Consider the following 13691-nt stretch of genomic DNA (forward strand, 5'->3'; position numbering starts at 1 on the left):
CCTCTCAATTTATTGAAAACGCATGCTACTTGCGCAGCGCTGCTCGTACCCCGGGCCGGATCACCGGCATCCCCACTGGGATATGCGTGGTACACACGTGTTCTCCACCGGCAAGTGTGGCAAGACGCTGGACGTGAACGTCGAGGAGTCTCGAAAAGGCCTGTGTCTCGGCGTCGCACAACTGCGGAAAATCCCCGGCGACGTGTTGGATCGGACAGTGGCCCTGGCACAGTTGGATGGCGATGATGCCTCCGCCGATTTCGCGCACAGTCGCCGCATACCCGTCCTGGGTGAGCGCATCGGCGAGAGCCTGAGCCCTCACCCGCGGATCCGAGCCCGCAGCTCTCACGATGGGGGCGTAACGTCTTTCGATTTCACGTGAGCGCGCAGCAGCGAAGGAGTCGATGGCCTCTCCCCCGCCGACTTGACCGAGATACCCGAGGGCTTTGACGGCGAGGTCGGAGTATCCATCGGCGAGCTTCGAGTGCGCCCTCTGCGTTGCGACGTAGTGCCGGGCAGGTCTGCCGCGCCCCCTCTTGCCAACGAGGCCGGGCTCGTGTTCGACGATCTCGTGGGAGTCGATGAGAATCGTGATGTGCCGACGAACGGCGGCGGTCGTCAAACCGAGGATCTTCGCAATGACTGAAGCGGTTACCGGACCCTTCTCAACGATGAGATCGAGGACCTGTTCACGCGTGCACGGCTCTTGTTGCTCCGCCACTGCTCCTCCGTTCTCCTCGCAGTCACCCAACACACCAGAGTCTACGTCCTTTTTCGCTCAACCACCTTCACGAAATTCAATTGGTGTTCGAAGTCCCACATCGTGATCAGCGGAGCCATGAGGCGTCGACTGCGCGCAGCCCCTCCCAGCCTTTCGCGCGGGCCGCGTGGGCCGCGAGGATACCAGTGACGGCTGAGGGATTGTGAAGTCGGCCATCGAGAATCATAGCGACGGCCTCGTCGAGTCCAACCCAGGCACAGACCATATCCGCCTCTTCCTCGAGACGCTCGAAGGAGACCCCCGCTTCTACGAGATCGCGGGCGAGGAAGATCCTCAGTGATTCGGTCGTTCCCCCCGGTGAGCAGAAGAAATCGACGAGCAGGTCCCACCTGTGGGCAACCAGGTCGGCCTCTTCGGCGAGTTCCCTGATTGCGGCGTCTCGGGGGTCTTCACCGTCGATGTCAAGCAGGCCCGCGGGGATCTCCCACAGTTCTGCGCTAACCGGATGACGGTATTGGCGCAGGAGGAGGATCTCTTCACTACCTGCTTGGCCACGCATGACAACGACGGCGACCGCACCCGGATGTGATGTGTATTGGCGCACGACCGGTTCGCAGCCGTCGACGACGCGGACGAGATCCTCCTCGAGGCCCATGACTCGCCCCTGCCAGAGGTGGCGGTGCTCGACAAGTTCGCGCTCAGCCTTGCGGTCGGCCAGGCAGCGCCGTTCATCAGCGGGTACTTCGGTCAGACTCATGATCCATCATCCTTCAGGTTATGGGACGTCGTCGCGGCGACGATGAATGGTCCGGCGGGCGCAGCCCTTCGACCAGGGGTCAGGAAGGATCCGCCAATACGGAGTCCGCTCCCCCGCCGACGCCGTAGGCGCGTTCCACGCTCGACGCATCCGGCAGCGCCCGAGCGACATTAAGTGCGCCCAGCGTCGTTCCGGGACTGTCAACAGTGGTCACTGCGACGTGGGAGGAGCGGATGACGCTCGCCATGGAACCGTCTTGAGAGGCGTCGGCGAGAATGACCCCGGCGCGCGGGGCGGATGTGATGGCGCGCGCCAAGCCCAACCACGCCTCATTCGCTGTCAGGCGGGTATCCGATTGCGCGCCGTTGGCTCCGCTCGATGCTTGGCCACTGCGGGCTCCGATGACGACGATCGCCTGCGTCGCCCCGGCGGGATCCTCATCGATCGTCATAATCGGAGTGGATTCGTCGGTGAGAATCTCTTTGACGAGGTCGGCCTGCGAACCCGTCGTCGTCAACACCTCGACAATGGCGTAGCCGATGACCGCGTCATCCGTCGCATCGGTCGGCAGCTGACTCATGTGGGTCGCAAGCGGAGTCGCAAGTGTCTGCCTGTACTGGGACATGGACATCATCTCCCAGTTGTCGGTCAATGACGCGGAGCCCACGAGCGTCGCATCTGCAAGGGTCAGCATGTCCCTCACGGCCTTCACATCGTCGGCGGAAACGCCCGGAAGCGCAATGGTCGTTACGGCGACTCCGGAGAGCGTCCCCGGAAGGACCGACTGTGCGAGGGCCCTCAGGCCCGCTGCCTCAACGTCGGCAGCCTTACGGACGTCAGTGAGGTCCTGTGCGGACACGGTCGCAGAAGGAGTCTGGGGCGCCAATGACGAGGCAAGCCTCGTCTGCAGGGGGCCCGCTCCGAGCACCACGCCGATGGCGAGCGCCGCAAAAACTGCGATGAGGGAGACGAGGTGGTAGCGGAAGTTCATCATGTGCAGTGTCTCCTTATGCAGATTCGGATTCAGCGACGGACGGATCGGTGACGAGGCCGACGACCCACGATCCCCATGACGACAGCAGGTCGTTGCCCCACGGCGTCGCCCACAGCCCCGCGATCATCGAACAGACGACGACGAGCGCGAAGAGGATCATCCACAGGGAGGAGATTCGCGGGCGATGCGTCGACCAGACGGCGGGCGCCGCAATGAGCCTCTCCCCCGCAACGAGCCGGGAGAAGAATGACGGCGACATCGAGGAGCGTCCCCTGTCGACGAATTCATTGAGTCCCTCACGAGCACCGACGGTGACGATCGCTGTGGCGTCGGAATGGGTCGCGACGACGATCGCGGCGTCCTGGGCGGTTCCGCTCATCTCAATGACTTCGCAGCCGAGGCCCATCCGATCGAGGCGCTCTTTTCCGGGGGCAATGCCGTCGTGGCCCTGGCACACGACTCGCTGTTTCGCGCGCCGCAGCACCGACTCGCTCATCTGGTCCATATCACCGACGACGAGGGCGGGCGTGAGTCTCGCCTTCAATGCGATATCCGCCCCGCCGTCGACGCCGATGATGACGGGTGCCGCATCATTGATCCACGATCGCAGGCGTTTGATCTGATCGCGCGAGGCATTGTCGTCGAGGACGAGGAGAGCCGTCTTATTCGCGAGGAGGCGCTCGAATGACGGGGCTCCAACGCCGTCGAGGACGAGGGGTCCGTCCTGGGCGAGGTAGTCGTCAATGGAGGCGGCGAACGAGCCGATTCGGGTGGATATCGCCCGGCGCTCCTCTTCCTCACTCCTGTCGAGGTCTGTGAGGGCGAGCCTGTGGCCTTGTGCGGCCACGATGCCGTCCCGGCTCACCGAGTCGGCGTCGATGGTGACGTCATCTCCCTCGCGGAGCGACATGATGTCCTGTCCGAGATCGTCGATAACGGCGATCCCCGCTTCGAGGAGGAGCTTCGGGCCGAGCGCGCGATGCCGTCCTGTCGTTGACGGCTGCGCGTTGAGCACAGCGAGGGGATGCTTCGCGGCGAGCGCGTGAGCATCGTGGCGGTTGAGATCCGCTTCGTCGATGACGGCGATCTCGCCCTCTTCGAGTCGGGTCGTCAGATGCCGCAGGCGCCCGTCGACGCGGATCCGCCCTGTCAGGGGCATCGTACCGGCCTCGTGTCGTGTGCTGGTGTCGTCACTCATCCCTGTGATTGTGGCACGTATGACGACAGCACTTCCATTGCGTGACGGCGTGCCGCAGCTAAGTGAGAATCTCCACCCATCATTCGGGTGAGTTCCGCCTCCCTGTCCTGTCCTACCGCGAGCACCACAGTTGTTGCGCCATCTGCTTTCGAGACGACGAAATGCCGGGTGGCGAAGGAAGCGACTTGAGCGAGGTGGGTGACCACTATGACCTGTCTGGTTTGCGCGAGGCGAGCGAGACGGGCGCCGACCTCGACTGCGGCGCGCCCCCCGATGCCCGCATCCACCTCATCGAATACGAAGGTCTGTGCGCTGTCAGAACCGGAGAGGACGACCTCAATGGCGAGCATGATGCGCGACAGTTCACCGCCCGAAGCCCCCTGCCCCAGTGGCCTCGGCGCCGCCGAGGGGTGCGGCTTGAGGAGGACGGACACTTCATCGCAGCCCGATGATGAGGGCTTCGACGCTTCGACGGCGATTTCAACATGTGCATCGGGCATCGACAGGGCGCCGAGTTCGACATCAATGGCGGATGACAGGCCCGCTGCGAGGCGTCGTCGGCTCGCGGTCAGCCGCTCCCCCGCCGCCAGGACGCCCTCTTGGGCCTGTGTCAGGCGGGCCCGCATGGTGTCCGGATCCGCACCCGGCTCTGTAAGCGCGTCGCGCCTGGCGACAGCGGCGTCGTACCACCTCAAGAGTCCTTGAGCGTCCGTCGCGCGCCCGTCAAGGAGTCTCTTGAGCTCGGCTCGGCGCACATGCACCTCTGCAAGGCGCTCGGTGTCAGCGTTGAGGCTCCGTCCGTAGGAGCGCACATCATCTATGAGCGTATCGGCGTCGATGGCGAGAGAGTGCAGGCGGTCGGCGAATTCACTCAGTTCCTCATCAATGCCCTTCCCTGAACTCACGAGTTCCGCCGCGTGGCGGATGAGGGCGCTCGCCCCCGTCTCGTCGTCGTCCCCCTCAAGGAGGCGGACTGCCGTATCCGCGATGCGCCTGAGGTCTTCCACATTCATGAGGCGCCGCGCCTCGAGCCTCAGATCCTCGTCCTCGCCCTCATACGTCCCCAAGCGGTCAATCTGTTCGATCGCCTCAGTGAGTTCGTCGATCTCATTGTCCCGTTCATCCGCAGTGCGCAGCGCTTCGTCGAGCCGCTTCTTGATGTCGACTGCTTCACGCCAGGCATCCCGGTATTCTCCGAGGAGTCGGGCATGCTCGTCGCCCCCATAGGAGTCCAGCAGGTCGCGCTGAGCCTTCGTTGAGGTGAGTCGGAACTGATCCGCCTGCCCGTGGATGGTGACGAAGGGCGACACGATCTCGTTAAGTGTCCCCGCAGGAACGGTTCGCCCACCCAGGTGCGCTCGGGAACGCCCTTGAGCGGATACGGTTCTCGACACGATGAGTTCATCGTCCTCAACGAGGGCGCCCGCCTCCTCAGCAGCATGCCGGTGGGAATCCGGGACGGTGAAGACGCCGTCGACTTCTGCGCGCTCATACCCCTGGCGCACGAGTGCGGGGTCCGCCCGTCCTCCCAGGAGCAGGCCGAGGGAAGTGAGAACCATCGTTTTTCCCGCTCCGGTCTCTCCTGTGAAAACGGTGAGGCCAGGGCCGAGGTCGATCGACGCCCGATCAATGACCCCGAGTCCGCGGATCTCGATGGAGGAGATCATTGGAGCCGCCAATTGCGCTGGCCCTGCCTCCATCCGCGGACCGGCAGATTGAATTTCTGTACGAGTCTCGCGGAGAAGGGCGTATCGTCGAGGCGCACCAATTGCACCGGGCGCATACCGACGCGGACGGACACCACCGATCCCTCGACGAGAGTCGTCTGGCGCGCACCATCGCACCACATCCGTGGGTCTTCTCGCGCTTCCTCCAATACGACGACGTCGAGCCTAGATGAGGGGCCGACAACGAGCGGGCGGGTGAAGAGTCCGTGCGCGGCCAGGGGAGCCACGACGATCGCCTCCGTATCTGGCCACACGACGGGGCCCCCGGCGGAAAAGCTGTAGGCGGTGGAGCCCGTGGGGGTTGCAAGGATGATCCCATCGGCACCGTAGGTGGATACGTCCTGTCCGTCGACGGTGAAGGCGAGGTGGATCGGGTGGGCGACATCCGTGTGCATGACGACGGCCTCATTGAGGGCCCAGTCGTCCGTGGTTCGACCATCCGGGAATGCGACCGTGATATCGAGCGTCATGCGGTGATCGACGGTGAAGTCGCATTCCGCGATGCGCTGTGCGAGACTCTGGAATCCCTGCGCGTTCACTTCTGCGAGGAAGCCCATGTGGCCGACGTTGACCCCGAGGAGGGGGACGTCGTGGTGGCGCGCGTGTGCCGCCGCTGCGAGGATCGTGCCGTCGCCGCCAGTGGCAAGCACGAAGTCGACGCCTCCCTCGCACGCCTCTCCGACGACGTCGATACCGAGGGCGGTGAGCTCATCATGGGCGACCGACGCGGCTGTGATGGCGTCCGGGCGATGAGCGTGCCGCACCAGCATCACACGTTGAATCATGTCCGCACTCTACTTCCCGGCAGGTCCTCGCTGTACTGCCTCGACGATACGCGAATGCAGTGCATCTCGTGCAATGCCGTGCGGATGCCCCGCCCTCATGTGCAGGAAGTATTCGACATTCCCGGACGGGCCTGGCAGGGGCGACGCCTCGACGGCTGCGATTGCCAGCCCGCAGTCGAGCGCGCAGTGGGCAACCGTCTCAATGGTCTCGACGTGGTGATCGGGATTGCGCACGACTCCGCCGTGCCCAAGGCGGTCTTTGCCTATCTCGAACTGGGGCTTGACCATGAGGAGGAAGTCGGCGCCGGGTTCGGCGACAGCAACGAGGGCGGGGATGACGAGGGTGAGGGAGATGAAGGACATATCCCCGACGACCAGCTGCGGCGCCGGAAGTACACCCCCCGCCTTCATCGTGCGCACATTAGTCCGATCCATCACTTCGACCCTAGGGTCGGCTTGGAGCCTCCACGCGAGCTGCCCGTAGCCGACGTCGACTGCGACGACGGATGCTGCGCCGCGGCGCAGGAGCACATCCGTGAATCCACCCGTCGAAGCCCCGGCGTCGAGGCAACGACGTCCCTCGATGATCGGCCCGTCGGCGCCGAGCGCATCGAGGGCCCCTGCGAGCTTATGGGCTCCACGCGACACGTAGTCGTCGGCGGGCACGTCCGAAATGACGATCGCCTGTGCGGGATTCATCTGGCGGGCGGGCTTAGTAACCACCTGGCCGTCGAGGGCGACGCGCCCGGCGGTGATCATCTCTTGGGCGTGCGTACGCGAACGCGCGAGCCCGCGGCGCACCAGTTCAGAGTCAATTCGTCGCAGCTTCATTCGTGCACCGACAGTGCGAGGCCCTCGCGCAGCGCCTCATCGATATCGCGGAGGATCTCGATCTTGGCGTCGATGGGCGCCTTCTCGAAGTCGACAAGGCGAGCATCGACGTCGATGAGGGGCGCCCGACTCCCCTGCTCGCAGGGAAGGGGGCCGGGGAGAATGTCACTCATCGTCGTCGGATTCGAGTCCAGCCGTCTCGTCGAGCAGCCTCTCGAGTTCCTCTTCGCCGGGCAGGAATGCCGGAGTGTCGAGCGCCTCATCGAGTTCGTCGGCCTGCGCGCCGAGTTCGGCGTCGTCCTCGTTGAATGCCCCCTCTTCGGGTTCGAAAACGATCCCGGCCTCGTTCTCGTTGTCAACAACGGTGATGACCGGGCACTTCGGCGCGGCTCCCTTGTCATCGGCGTATTCCCACGCCGCCGCCGCGAGAGCGCGATAGGAGTCGAGCGTCACGGTGACATCCTCGGTGAGTTCGACCCCGTCGAGGCTCAGGACTCCGAATCGGGTCACCTTCGCAACCTGTGATGTGCCGCAGGTCCATGTGCCGTCGCGGTGATGCTTCGCATAGGGGTGGGCCTCGAGGAGTCCACGCATGTCGAGGGCGAGGAAGCTCGGGCGCTGGCCGCGCGGCGCGATGATGATGTCGCGGGCCCCGTGGACTCCGGTGAGGACGTGCATTGAGGGGATTCCAGCGGCGACTGCGCCCATGATGTCAGTCTCAAGCCGGTCGCCAATAGCGATGGGGTTCTCAGAGCCGACGAGTTGCGCGCCCCGCAAGTAGATCCCCGGCTCGGGTTTGCCCGCCGCGACTGGGCGCTTGTGCGTCGCGTGCTGTATCGCGCGGACAAGCGCGCCATTGCCGAGTGCGAAACCGCGTTCCTGCGGAAGCGTCGCATCCAGGTTCGTCGCGAAGAACTGTGCGCCGCGTTGGATCGCATATGCACCCTCGGTCAGCAGCGTCCAGTTGACGTCCTTATCCAGGCCTTGGACCACTGCGACGGGCTCATCGTCCGCAGAACCGACGATGGTGTATCCGGCGTCGGTGAGCGCCTCATGAAGGCCTGCGCCGCCGATCACGAAGACTTTCGAGCCGTCGTCAATGTTCTCCTTCATGATGGCGATGACGTCCATCGCCGAGGTCATGATCATCGACGCATCCGCTTCGAATCCCATGGTGTTGAGCTTGTCCGCCACCATCTGCGGGGTTCGCATCGCATTGTTGGTGACGAATGCGGTTGTCAGGCCCTGTGCCCGCGCTTCGAGGACGGTCGCTGAGGCGTATTCGAGGGGCTCATCGCCCGCCCAGGCCGTACCATCGAGATCGAGGAGCAGCCCGTCGAAGGCTTCGACGAGCGGAGTGTCCATTCCGCGCAGCGCCGTGCGCTTGTTATCGACGTCGGCATCGGCGAAGAGCGACACGTCGACGATGTCGGGATCGTCGATTTCGTCGGGGATCTGTGCGTCGACCTCGTCAGCCTCCTCGGTGCGTCCGAGTTCGCGTAGGCGGTCGACTTTGACGAACATGAGTCGGCGGATCAGTTCGACGTCGGTGTCGGCGGGCAGTTGCGCGAGTGCATCGTCGACGATGAGGAGCCCGACTTCGTTCTGACCGAGGTCGGCCCGTGCCCCCGATGACACGAGGACGAGCTCGACCTGCTCGGCAAGATCCATGCCCTGAGTCTGGGTCTGGTCGATGATATCGACGGCCTTGTCGGGGTGTCCGAGGCCGCGCTCGCAATCCGCTTCAACGGCGCGCAGTGAATCGTCCCCGCGCATACGGCGCACCGCGCGCACTTCCCTGAGAGCTTCTTCATAGCGTCCGGAGGCGTAGGCGGTCAGGGCTGTGGCCTCGCGGACGACATCAACGCGGCCGGCACGCGCAGAGGCTGCGGCAGCGTGCTTGTATGCCTCTTCCGGGTCGAGGTCGATGAGTTGACCGGCCATCACCAAGTGCCGGGCGACGATGTCCTTGTTCGGGCCGGACAGGGTGGCCAGGGCTCGCGTCGCCTGCGCATCGAGTTCATCGGCGGATACGCCCGCCGGGATCGTCGGTTCATTGGAGTTCGGAGACACGTATTCATCGGTCGACGAGAAGTTCTGGTATTCGCGGTCGTCGGATCGCTGCTGTCCGCGGCGTTCATCCCGGCGTCCCGAGAAACGATCATTGCCCCCTTGACGGCGGTCGTCCCGACCCCGGCCTCCGCTGCGATCGAATCGCTGGCCACGGCCCTGGGAGCGGTCATCCCGGTCCGAGCGTCGCCGGTCGCTGTCCCGGTTCCAGTCGCCATCACGCCGATTTCTGCGATCGTCGTCGCGCCAATTCGAACGCTGGCGGTCGCGATTGAAACCTCCGTCATTACGTTGACCGCGATCGTATCCGCGCCTGCCCTCCGAGCGGCTGTAGCGCTGCTCCCGACGATATCCCCCGTCGAAACGATCATCGCGCGAATTCGACCGATCTGAACGATCGTAGGAGCGTTGCCCTCGATCCGTATACGAGCGCCTATCGGACTGCGATCGAGAGGCGTCATATCCACCCGAGCGATCAGATCGGTGGCCGCCAGACCTGTCGGAGCGTCCGCGGTCATCACGCCCGCGCCATGAACGATCGCCCGAATCGCGCCAATTGTTGCGCCGCTGGAATCCGCCACGACCCTCGTGGGATCGGCCCCTGTGTTCTTCTGCCATGACGTTTTCCTCTATTCCGGCACCGATGTGCATCTTGTTCCGCGCTATTCTCGTAGCGCGATTGAATCAACCAGGTTCAATCCTACTGATGACAGCGTCTTTGCTGCATCATCTTGGGCGTGAGTTGTCACGCGATACCTCCACCATGCGATGCACCTGTCGTGTGATACGTGTATTGCTGGGCGTACTCGGCAGGTGGTGTGGGGGTGGTGGTGATGGTGGGGGCCCCGTGCCGTGTGGCATGGGGCCCCTGTGTGTTTGGTGTTGGTGCGGCGGTGTCCTACTCTCCCACACCCCCTGGGGTGCAGTACCATCGGCGTTGTCGGGCTTAGCTTCCAGGTTCGAAAAGGTGTGCTGGGCGTTTCCCCGACGCTATGACCACCGCAAGTCTCTAATTGTGTCCATACCGCCCCCCCCTTTTCCCTTTTTCTTGTCCTTGTTTGTGCCGGACAAAGGGTGGGGGGTGGGTTGGGTGTTTTTCGTATAGTGGTTGCAAGCAGTGTGTATTGATCCCACTCCCGCGCGGCCGCGTGCGGCCGAAGCTTGGGGTGAGAGTGGTGTTTAGTGTCGGCCTATTAGTACCAGTCGGCTCACACACACGTTACCGCGCGTCCACCTCTGGCCTATCAACCCAGTGGTCTACTGGGGGCCTTCACACCCCCCGGAGGGGGTGGTGGAAACCTCATCTTGGAGCAGGCTTCCCGCTTAGATGCTTTCAGCGGTTATCCCTTCCGAACATAGCCAACCAGCCATGCACCTGGCGGTACAACTGGCACACCAGAGGTTCGTCCATCCCGGTCCTCTCGTACTAGGGACGGGCCTCCTTCAAGTTTCCTACGCGCACAGAGGATAGGGACCGAACTGTCTCACGACGTTCTGAACCCAGCTCGCGTACCGCTTTAATGGGCGAACAGCCCAACCCTTGGGACCAACTCCAGCCCCAGGATGCGACGAGCCGACATCGAGGTGCCAAACCATGCCGTCGATATGGACTCTTGGGCAAGATCAGCCTGTTATCCCCGGGGTACCTTTTATCCGTTGAGCGACCACGCACCCACGTGCCATGGCCGGATCACTAGTTCCTGCTTTCGCACCTGCTCGACCCGTCGGTCTCACAGTCAAGCTCCCTTGTACACTTGCACTCGCCACCTGATTGCCAACCAGGCTGAGGGAACCTTTGAGCGCCTCCGTTACATTTTAGGAGGCAACCGCCCCAGTTAAACTACCCACCAGGCACTGTCCCCAACCCGGATCACGGGCCACGGTTAAGGTGACCGCTCCAACCAGAATGGTATTTCAACTTTCGACTCCACCACAGCTAGCGCCGCAGTTTCACAGTCTCCCACCTATCCTACACAAGCTGAAGCGAACACCAATACCAAGCTATAGTAAAGGTCCCGGGGTCTTTCCGTCCTTCTGCGCGAAACGAGCATCTTTACTCGTACTGCAATTTCACCGAGTTCACGGTCGAGACAGCGGAGAAGTCGTTACGCCATTCGTGCAGGTCGGAACTTACCCGACAAGGAATTTCGCTACCTTAGGATGGTTATAGTTACCACCGCCGTTTACTGGGGCTTCAATTCACACCGTCACCACACACACACGCGCGTGGTTAAGCATTCCTCTTAACCTTCCAGCACCGGGCAGGCGTCAGTGCGTATACATCGTCTTACGACTTCGCACGCACCTATGTTTTTGATAAACAGTCGCTTCTCCCTCTTCTCTGCGACCCCCCACCGCTACCACACGACACGGCGCTTGACAGCAGGAGGCCCTCCTTATCCCGAAGTTACGGAGGAATTTTGCCGAGTTCCTTAACCATGATTCACTCGAACGCCTCGGTATACTCTACCTGACCACCTGAGTCGGTTTAGGGTACGGGCGCCTTCCACCCTCACGTCGAGGCTTTTCTTGACAGCATAGGATCACCACCAGACACCCCATCACACAGGGCACCCCCATCAGGCCTCACCCACAACGCCCCCCGGATTTACCAAAAGAGCGGGCCACACCCTTAGACACACACAACCACCGGTGCGCGGCAGCTACCTTCCTGCGTCACCCCTGAACACGCTTACCTACACACCACCAGGACCCCACAACCCCCGCCCCTCACAGGCCCGAAAGCCCACAAGGAAACGACGGCAAGCGGTTAGCATAACGGCTTCAGTATCTGTCGGTTAAAAGGCGGTACCAGAATATCAACTGGTTGTCCATCGACTACGCCTGTCGGCCTCGCCTTAGGACCCGACTAACCCAGAGCGGATAAACCTAGCCCTGGAACCCTTAGTCAATCGGCGCTGCGGATTCCCACCGCAGAATTCGTTACTCATGCCTGCATTCTCACTCCCACACAATCCACCCACCATCACCAGCAGGCTTCACCTCATGCAGGACGCTCCCCTACCCACCCACACCACCACACGGCAACTACGCTGCCCAGGCGTTTCATGTGTGAGTGCCACAGCTTCGGCGGCACGCTTAAGCCCCGCTACATTATCGGCGCGAAACCACTTGACCAGTGAGCTATTACGCACTCTTTCAAGGATGGCTGCTTCTAAGCCAACCTCCTGGTTGTCACCGCGACTCCACATCCTTTCCCACTTAGCGCACACTTAGGGGCCTTAGCTGATGATCTGGGCTGTTTCCCTCTCGACGACGAAGCTTATCCCCCGCCGTCTCACTGCCATGCTCCACCCTGACGGCATTCGGAGTTTGGCTGACGTCAGTAACCCACACGGCCCATCAGCCATCCAGTAGCTCTACCTCCACCAGGAACCACACAACGCTGCACCTAAATGCATTTCGGGGAGAACCAGCTATCACGGAGTTTGATTGGCCTTTCACCCCTACCCACAATTCATCCCCCAGGTTTTCAACCCTGGTGAGTTCGGTCCTCCACAACGTCTTACCACTGCTTCAACCTGACCATGGGTAGATCACCCCGCTTCGGGTCCAGAACACGCGACCAACGCCATAATTTCAGACTCGCTTTCGCTACGCATACCCCACACAGGTTAAGCACGCCACGCATCACTGACTCGCAGGCTCATTCTTCAAAAGGCACGCCATCACCCACATAAGGCTCTGACGGCTTACAAGCATCCGGTTTCAGGTACTATTTCACTCCCCTCCCGGGGTACTTTTCACCATTCCCTCACGGTACTCTGCACTATCGGTCATCAAGAAGTATTCAGGCTTACCAGGTGGTCCTGGCAGATTCACACGAGATTCCACGAGCCCCGCACTACTCGGGCACCCAACCCACCAGCATATGCCACAGTCCATCTACGCGACTCTCACGCACTACGGTCCACCATCCCAAATGGTTCAACTCCCACAACACACACCAGCCACCCCCCGGCAGAAGAGAAACGATCGAGCCCCACAACACCGCACATGCAACCCCTGCCGAGTATCACACACACACGGTTTAGCCACCATCCGCTTTCGCTCGCCACTACTCACAGAATATCTTTTCCTACGGGTACTAAGATGTTTCACTTCCCCGCGTTCCCCCTACCACCCTATACACGTTCAGATGATAGTAACCAAGCACAACCCTGGCTAGGTTCCCCCATTCGGACACCCTCGGATCACCGCTCGCTCGCCAACTCCCCGAGGCATATCGCAGGCCACAACGTCCTTCATCAGCTCTTGATACCAAGGCATCCACCGAATGCCCACCACAACTAAACAAAACCACAAACAAAAAAGATGCTCACAACCACTATACAAAAAACAAACAACCCACCACACCACCACACACCCCACCAAGGAGCCCACAGCAGCCAGCCACACCACACACACAACCACAACCAACCACAGCCACCAACGACCACAGCCAACCACAGCCACGCGCACAGCCACGCCCACACGGTGTTGAACGTGAACCCGACAGCATGCCACCCGCTCGCCCTTGCCCTACCCAACCCCACACGATGCCCACCCGCAACCCACAACAGGCCACACCACAGCAGACACCCACCA

Annotated in this window: 10 protein-coding genes and 2 rRNA genes; 1 reads left to right on the forward strand and 11 read right to left on the reverse strand. The window is 62.2% G+C overall.

The annotated features are described in order from the left end of the window. Window positions 1-25: 25 nt before the first annotated feature. The 9 genes from BQ7471_RS06370 to BQ7471_RS06405 form a co-directional block, all read right to left on the reverse strand. Window positions 26-721, reverse strand: coding sequence for a helix-turn-helix transcriptional regulator (locus tag BQ7471_RS06370; RefSeq protein ID WP_076465040.1), 696 nt, complete (start codon window positions 719-721; stop codon window positions 26-28). A 106-nt stretch (window positions 722-827) separates the two neighbouring features. Beyond that, a complete protein-coding gene (locus BQ7471_RS06375; RefSeq protein ID WP_076465042.1) occupies window positions 828-1478 on the reverse strand; it encodes an NUDIX domain-containing protein in 651 nt (216 codons plus the stop codon). 79 nt (window positions 1479-1557) lie between these two features. Beyond that, the gene (locus BQ7471_RS06380; protein ID WP_076465044.1) at window positions 1558-2472 is read right to left on the reverse strand and encodes a copper transporter; all 915 of its coding nucleotides are present in this window, start codon (window positions 2470-2472) and stop codon (window positions 1558-1560) included. A 13-nt stretch (window positions 2473-2485) separates the two neighbouring features. Further along, window positions 2486-3670: a putative cytokinetic ring protein SteA gene (steA, locus tag BQ7471_RS06385; RefSeq protein WP_076465045.1), complete on the reverse strand. Its 1185-nt coding sequence runs from the start codon at window positions 3668-3670 to the stop codon at window positions 2486-2488. Next, the gene (gene recN, locus BQ7471_RS06390) at window positions 3667-5337 is read right to left on the reverse strand and encodes a DNA repair protein RecN (protein WP_076465047.1); all 1671 of its coding nucleotides are present in this window, start codon (window positions 5335-5337) and stop codon (window positions 3667-3669) included. Before recN ends, steA begins: the two co-directional genes overlap by 4 nt. Beyond that, on the reverse strand, window positions 5334-6182 hold the full coding sequence (locus BQ7471_RS06395; protein ID WP_205408266.1) for an NAD kinase: 849 nt from the start codon (window positions 6180-6182) through the stop codon (window positions 5334-5336). The genes recN and BQ7471_RS06395 overlap by 4 nt, the downstream gene beginning before the upstream one ends. Before the next feature lie 9 nt (window positions 6183-6191). Continuing rightward, on the reverse strand, window positions 6192-7013 hold the full coding sequence (locus tag BQ7471_RS06400) for a TlyA family RNA methyltransferase (protein WP_076465048.1): 822 nt from the start codon (window positions 7011-7013) through the stop codon (window positions 6192-6194). Continuing rightward, entirely contained in the window at window positions 7010-7186 is a 177-nt protein-coding gene (locus tag BQ7471_RS11350) for a hypothetical protein (RefSeq protein WP_159438525.1), read from the reverse strand. The genes BQ7471_RS06400 and BQ7471_RS11350 overlap by 4 nt, the downstream gene beginning before the upstream one ends. Next, the gene (locus tag BQ7471_RS06405; RefSeq protein WP_235821247.1) at window positions 7179-9086 is read right to left on the reverse strand and encodes an HAD-IIA family hydrolase; all 1908 of its coding nucleotides are present in this window, start codon (window positions 9084-9086) and stop codon (window positions 7179-7181) included. The genes BQ7471_RS11350 and BQ7471_RS06405 overlap by 8 nt, the downstream gene beginning before the upstream one ends. A 99-nt stretch (window positions 9087-9185) precedes the next feature. Between BQ7471_RS06405 and BQ7471_RS11655 the strand changes: the two genes are divergently transcribed. After that, window positions 9186-9476 carry a hypothetical protein gene (locus tag BQ7471_RS11655; RefSeq protein ID WP_235821248.1) on the forward strand — a complete coding sequence of 97 codons (291 nt, stop codon included), beginning with the start codon at window positions 9186-9188 and terminating at the stop codon, window positions 9474-9476. Window positions 9477-9968: 492 nt separating this feature from the next. Here the strand turns inward: BQ7471_RS11655 and rrf are convergent. Both rrf and BQ7471_RS06420 read right to left on the reverse strand, forming a co-directional pair. Continuing rightward, a 5S ribosomal RNA gene (gene rrf, locus BQ7471_RS06415) occupies window positions 9969-10087 on the reverse strand. A gap of 170 nt (window positions 10088-10257) precedes the next feature. Further along, window positions 10258-13400 (reverse strand): 23S ribosomal RNA (locus tag BQ7471_RS06420). Window positions 13401-13691 lie beyond the last annotated feature (291 nt).

The sequence above is a fragment of the Actinomyces mediterranea genome, assembly GCF_900155595.1.
In the GTDB taxonomy this organism is placed as follows: domain Bacteria; phylum Actinomycetota; class Actinomycetes; order Actinomycetales; family Actinomycetaceae; genus Pauljensenia; species Pauljensenia mediterranea.

Bases quoted from the DNA above. Each gene is read 5' to 3' on its own strand.
- steA (WP_076465045.1), bottom strand. From the start codon at position 3,670: ATGAGTGACGACACCAGCACACGACACGAGGCCGGTACGATGCCCCTG.
- BQ7471_RS06380 (WP_076465044.1), bottom strand. From the start codon at position 2,472: ATGATGAACTTCCGCTACCACCTCGTCTCCCTCATCGCAGTTTTTGCG.
- BQ7471_RS06400 (WP_076465048.1), bottom strand. From the start codon at position 7,013: ATGAAGCTGCGACGAATTGACTCTGAACTGGTGCGCCGCGGGCTCGCG.
- BQ7471_RS11350 (WP_159438525.1), bottom strand. From the start codon at position 7,186: ATGAGTGACATTCTCCCCGGCCCCCTTCCCTGCGAGCAGGGGAGTCGG.
- BQ7471_RS06375 (WP_076465042.1), bottom strand. From the start codon at position 1,478: ATGAGTCTGACCGAAGTACCCGCTGATGAACGGCGCTGCCTGGCCGAC.
- recN (WP_076465047.1), bottom strand. From the start codon at position 5,337: ATGATCTCCTCCATCGAGATCCGCGGACTCGGGGTCATTGATCGGGCG.
- BQ7471_RS06395 (WP_205408266.1), bottom strand. From the start codon at position 6,182: ATGATTCAACGTGTGATGCTGGTGCGGCACGCTCATCGCCCGGACGCC.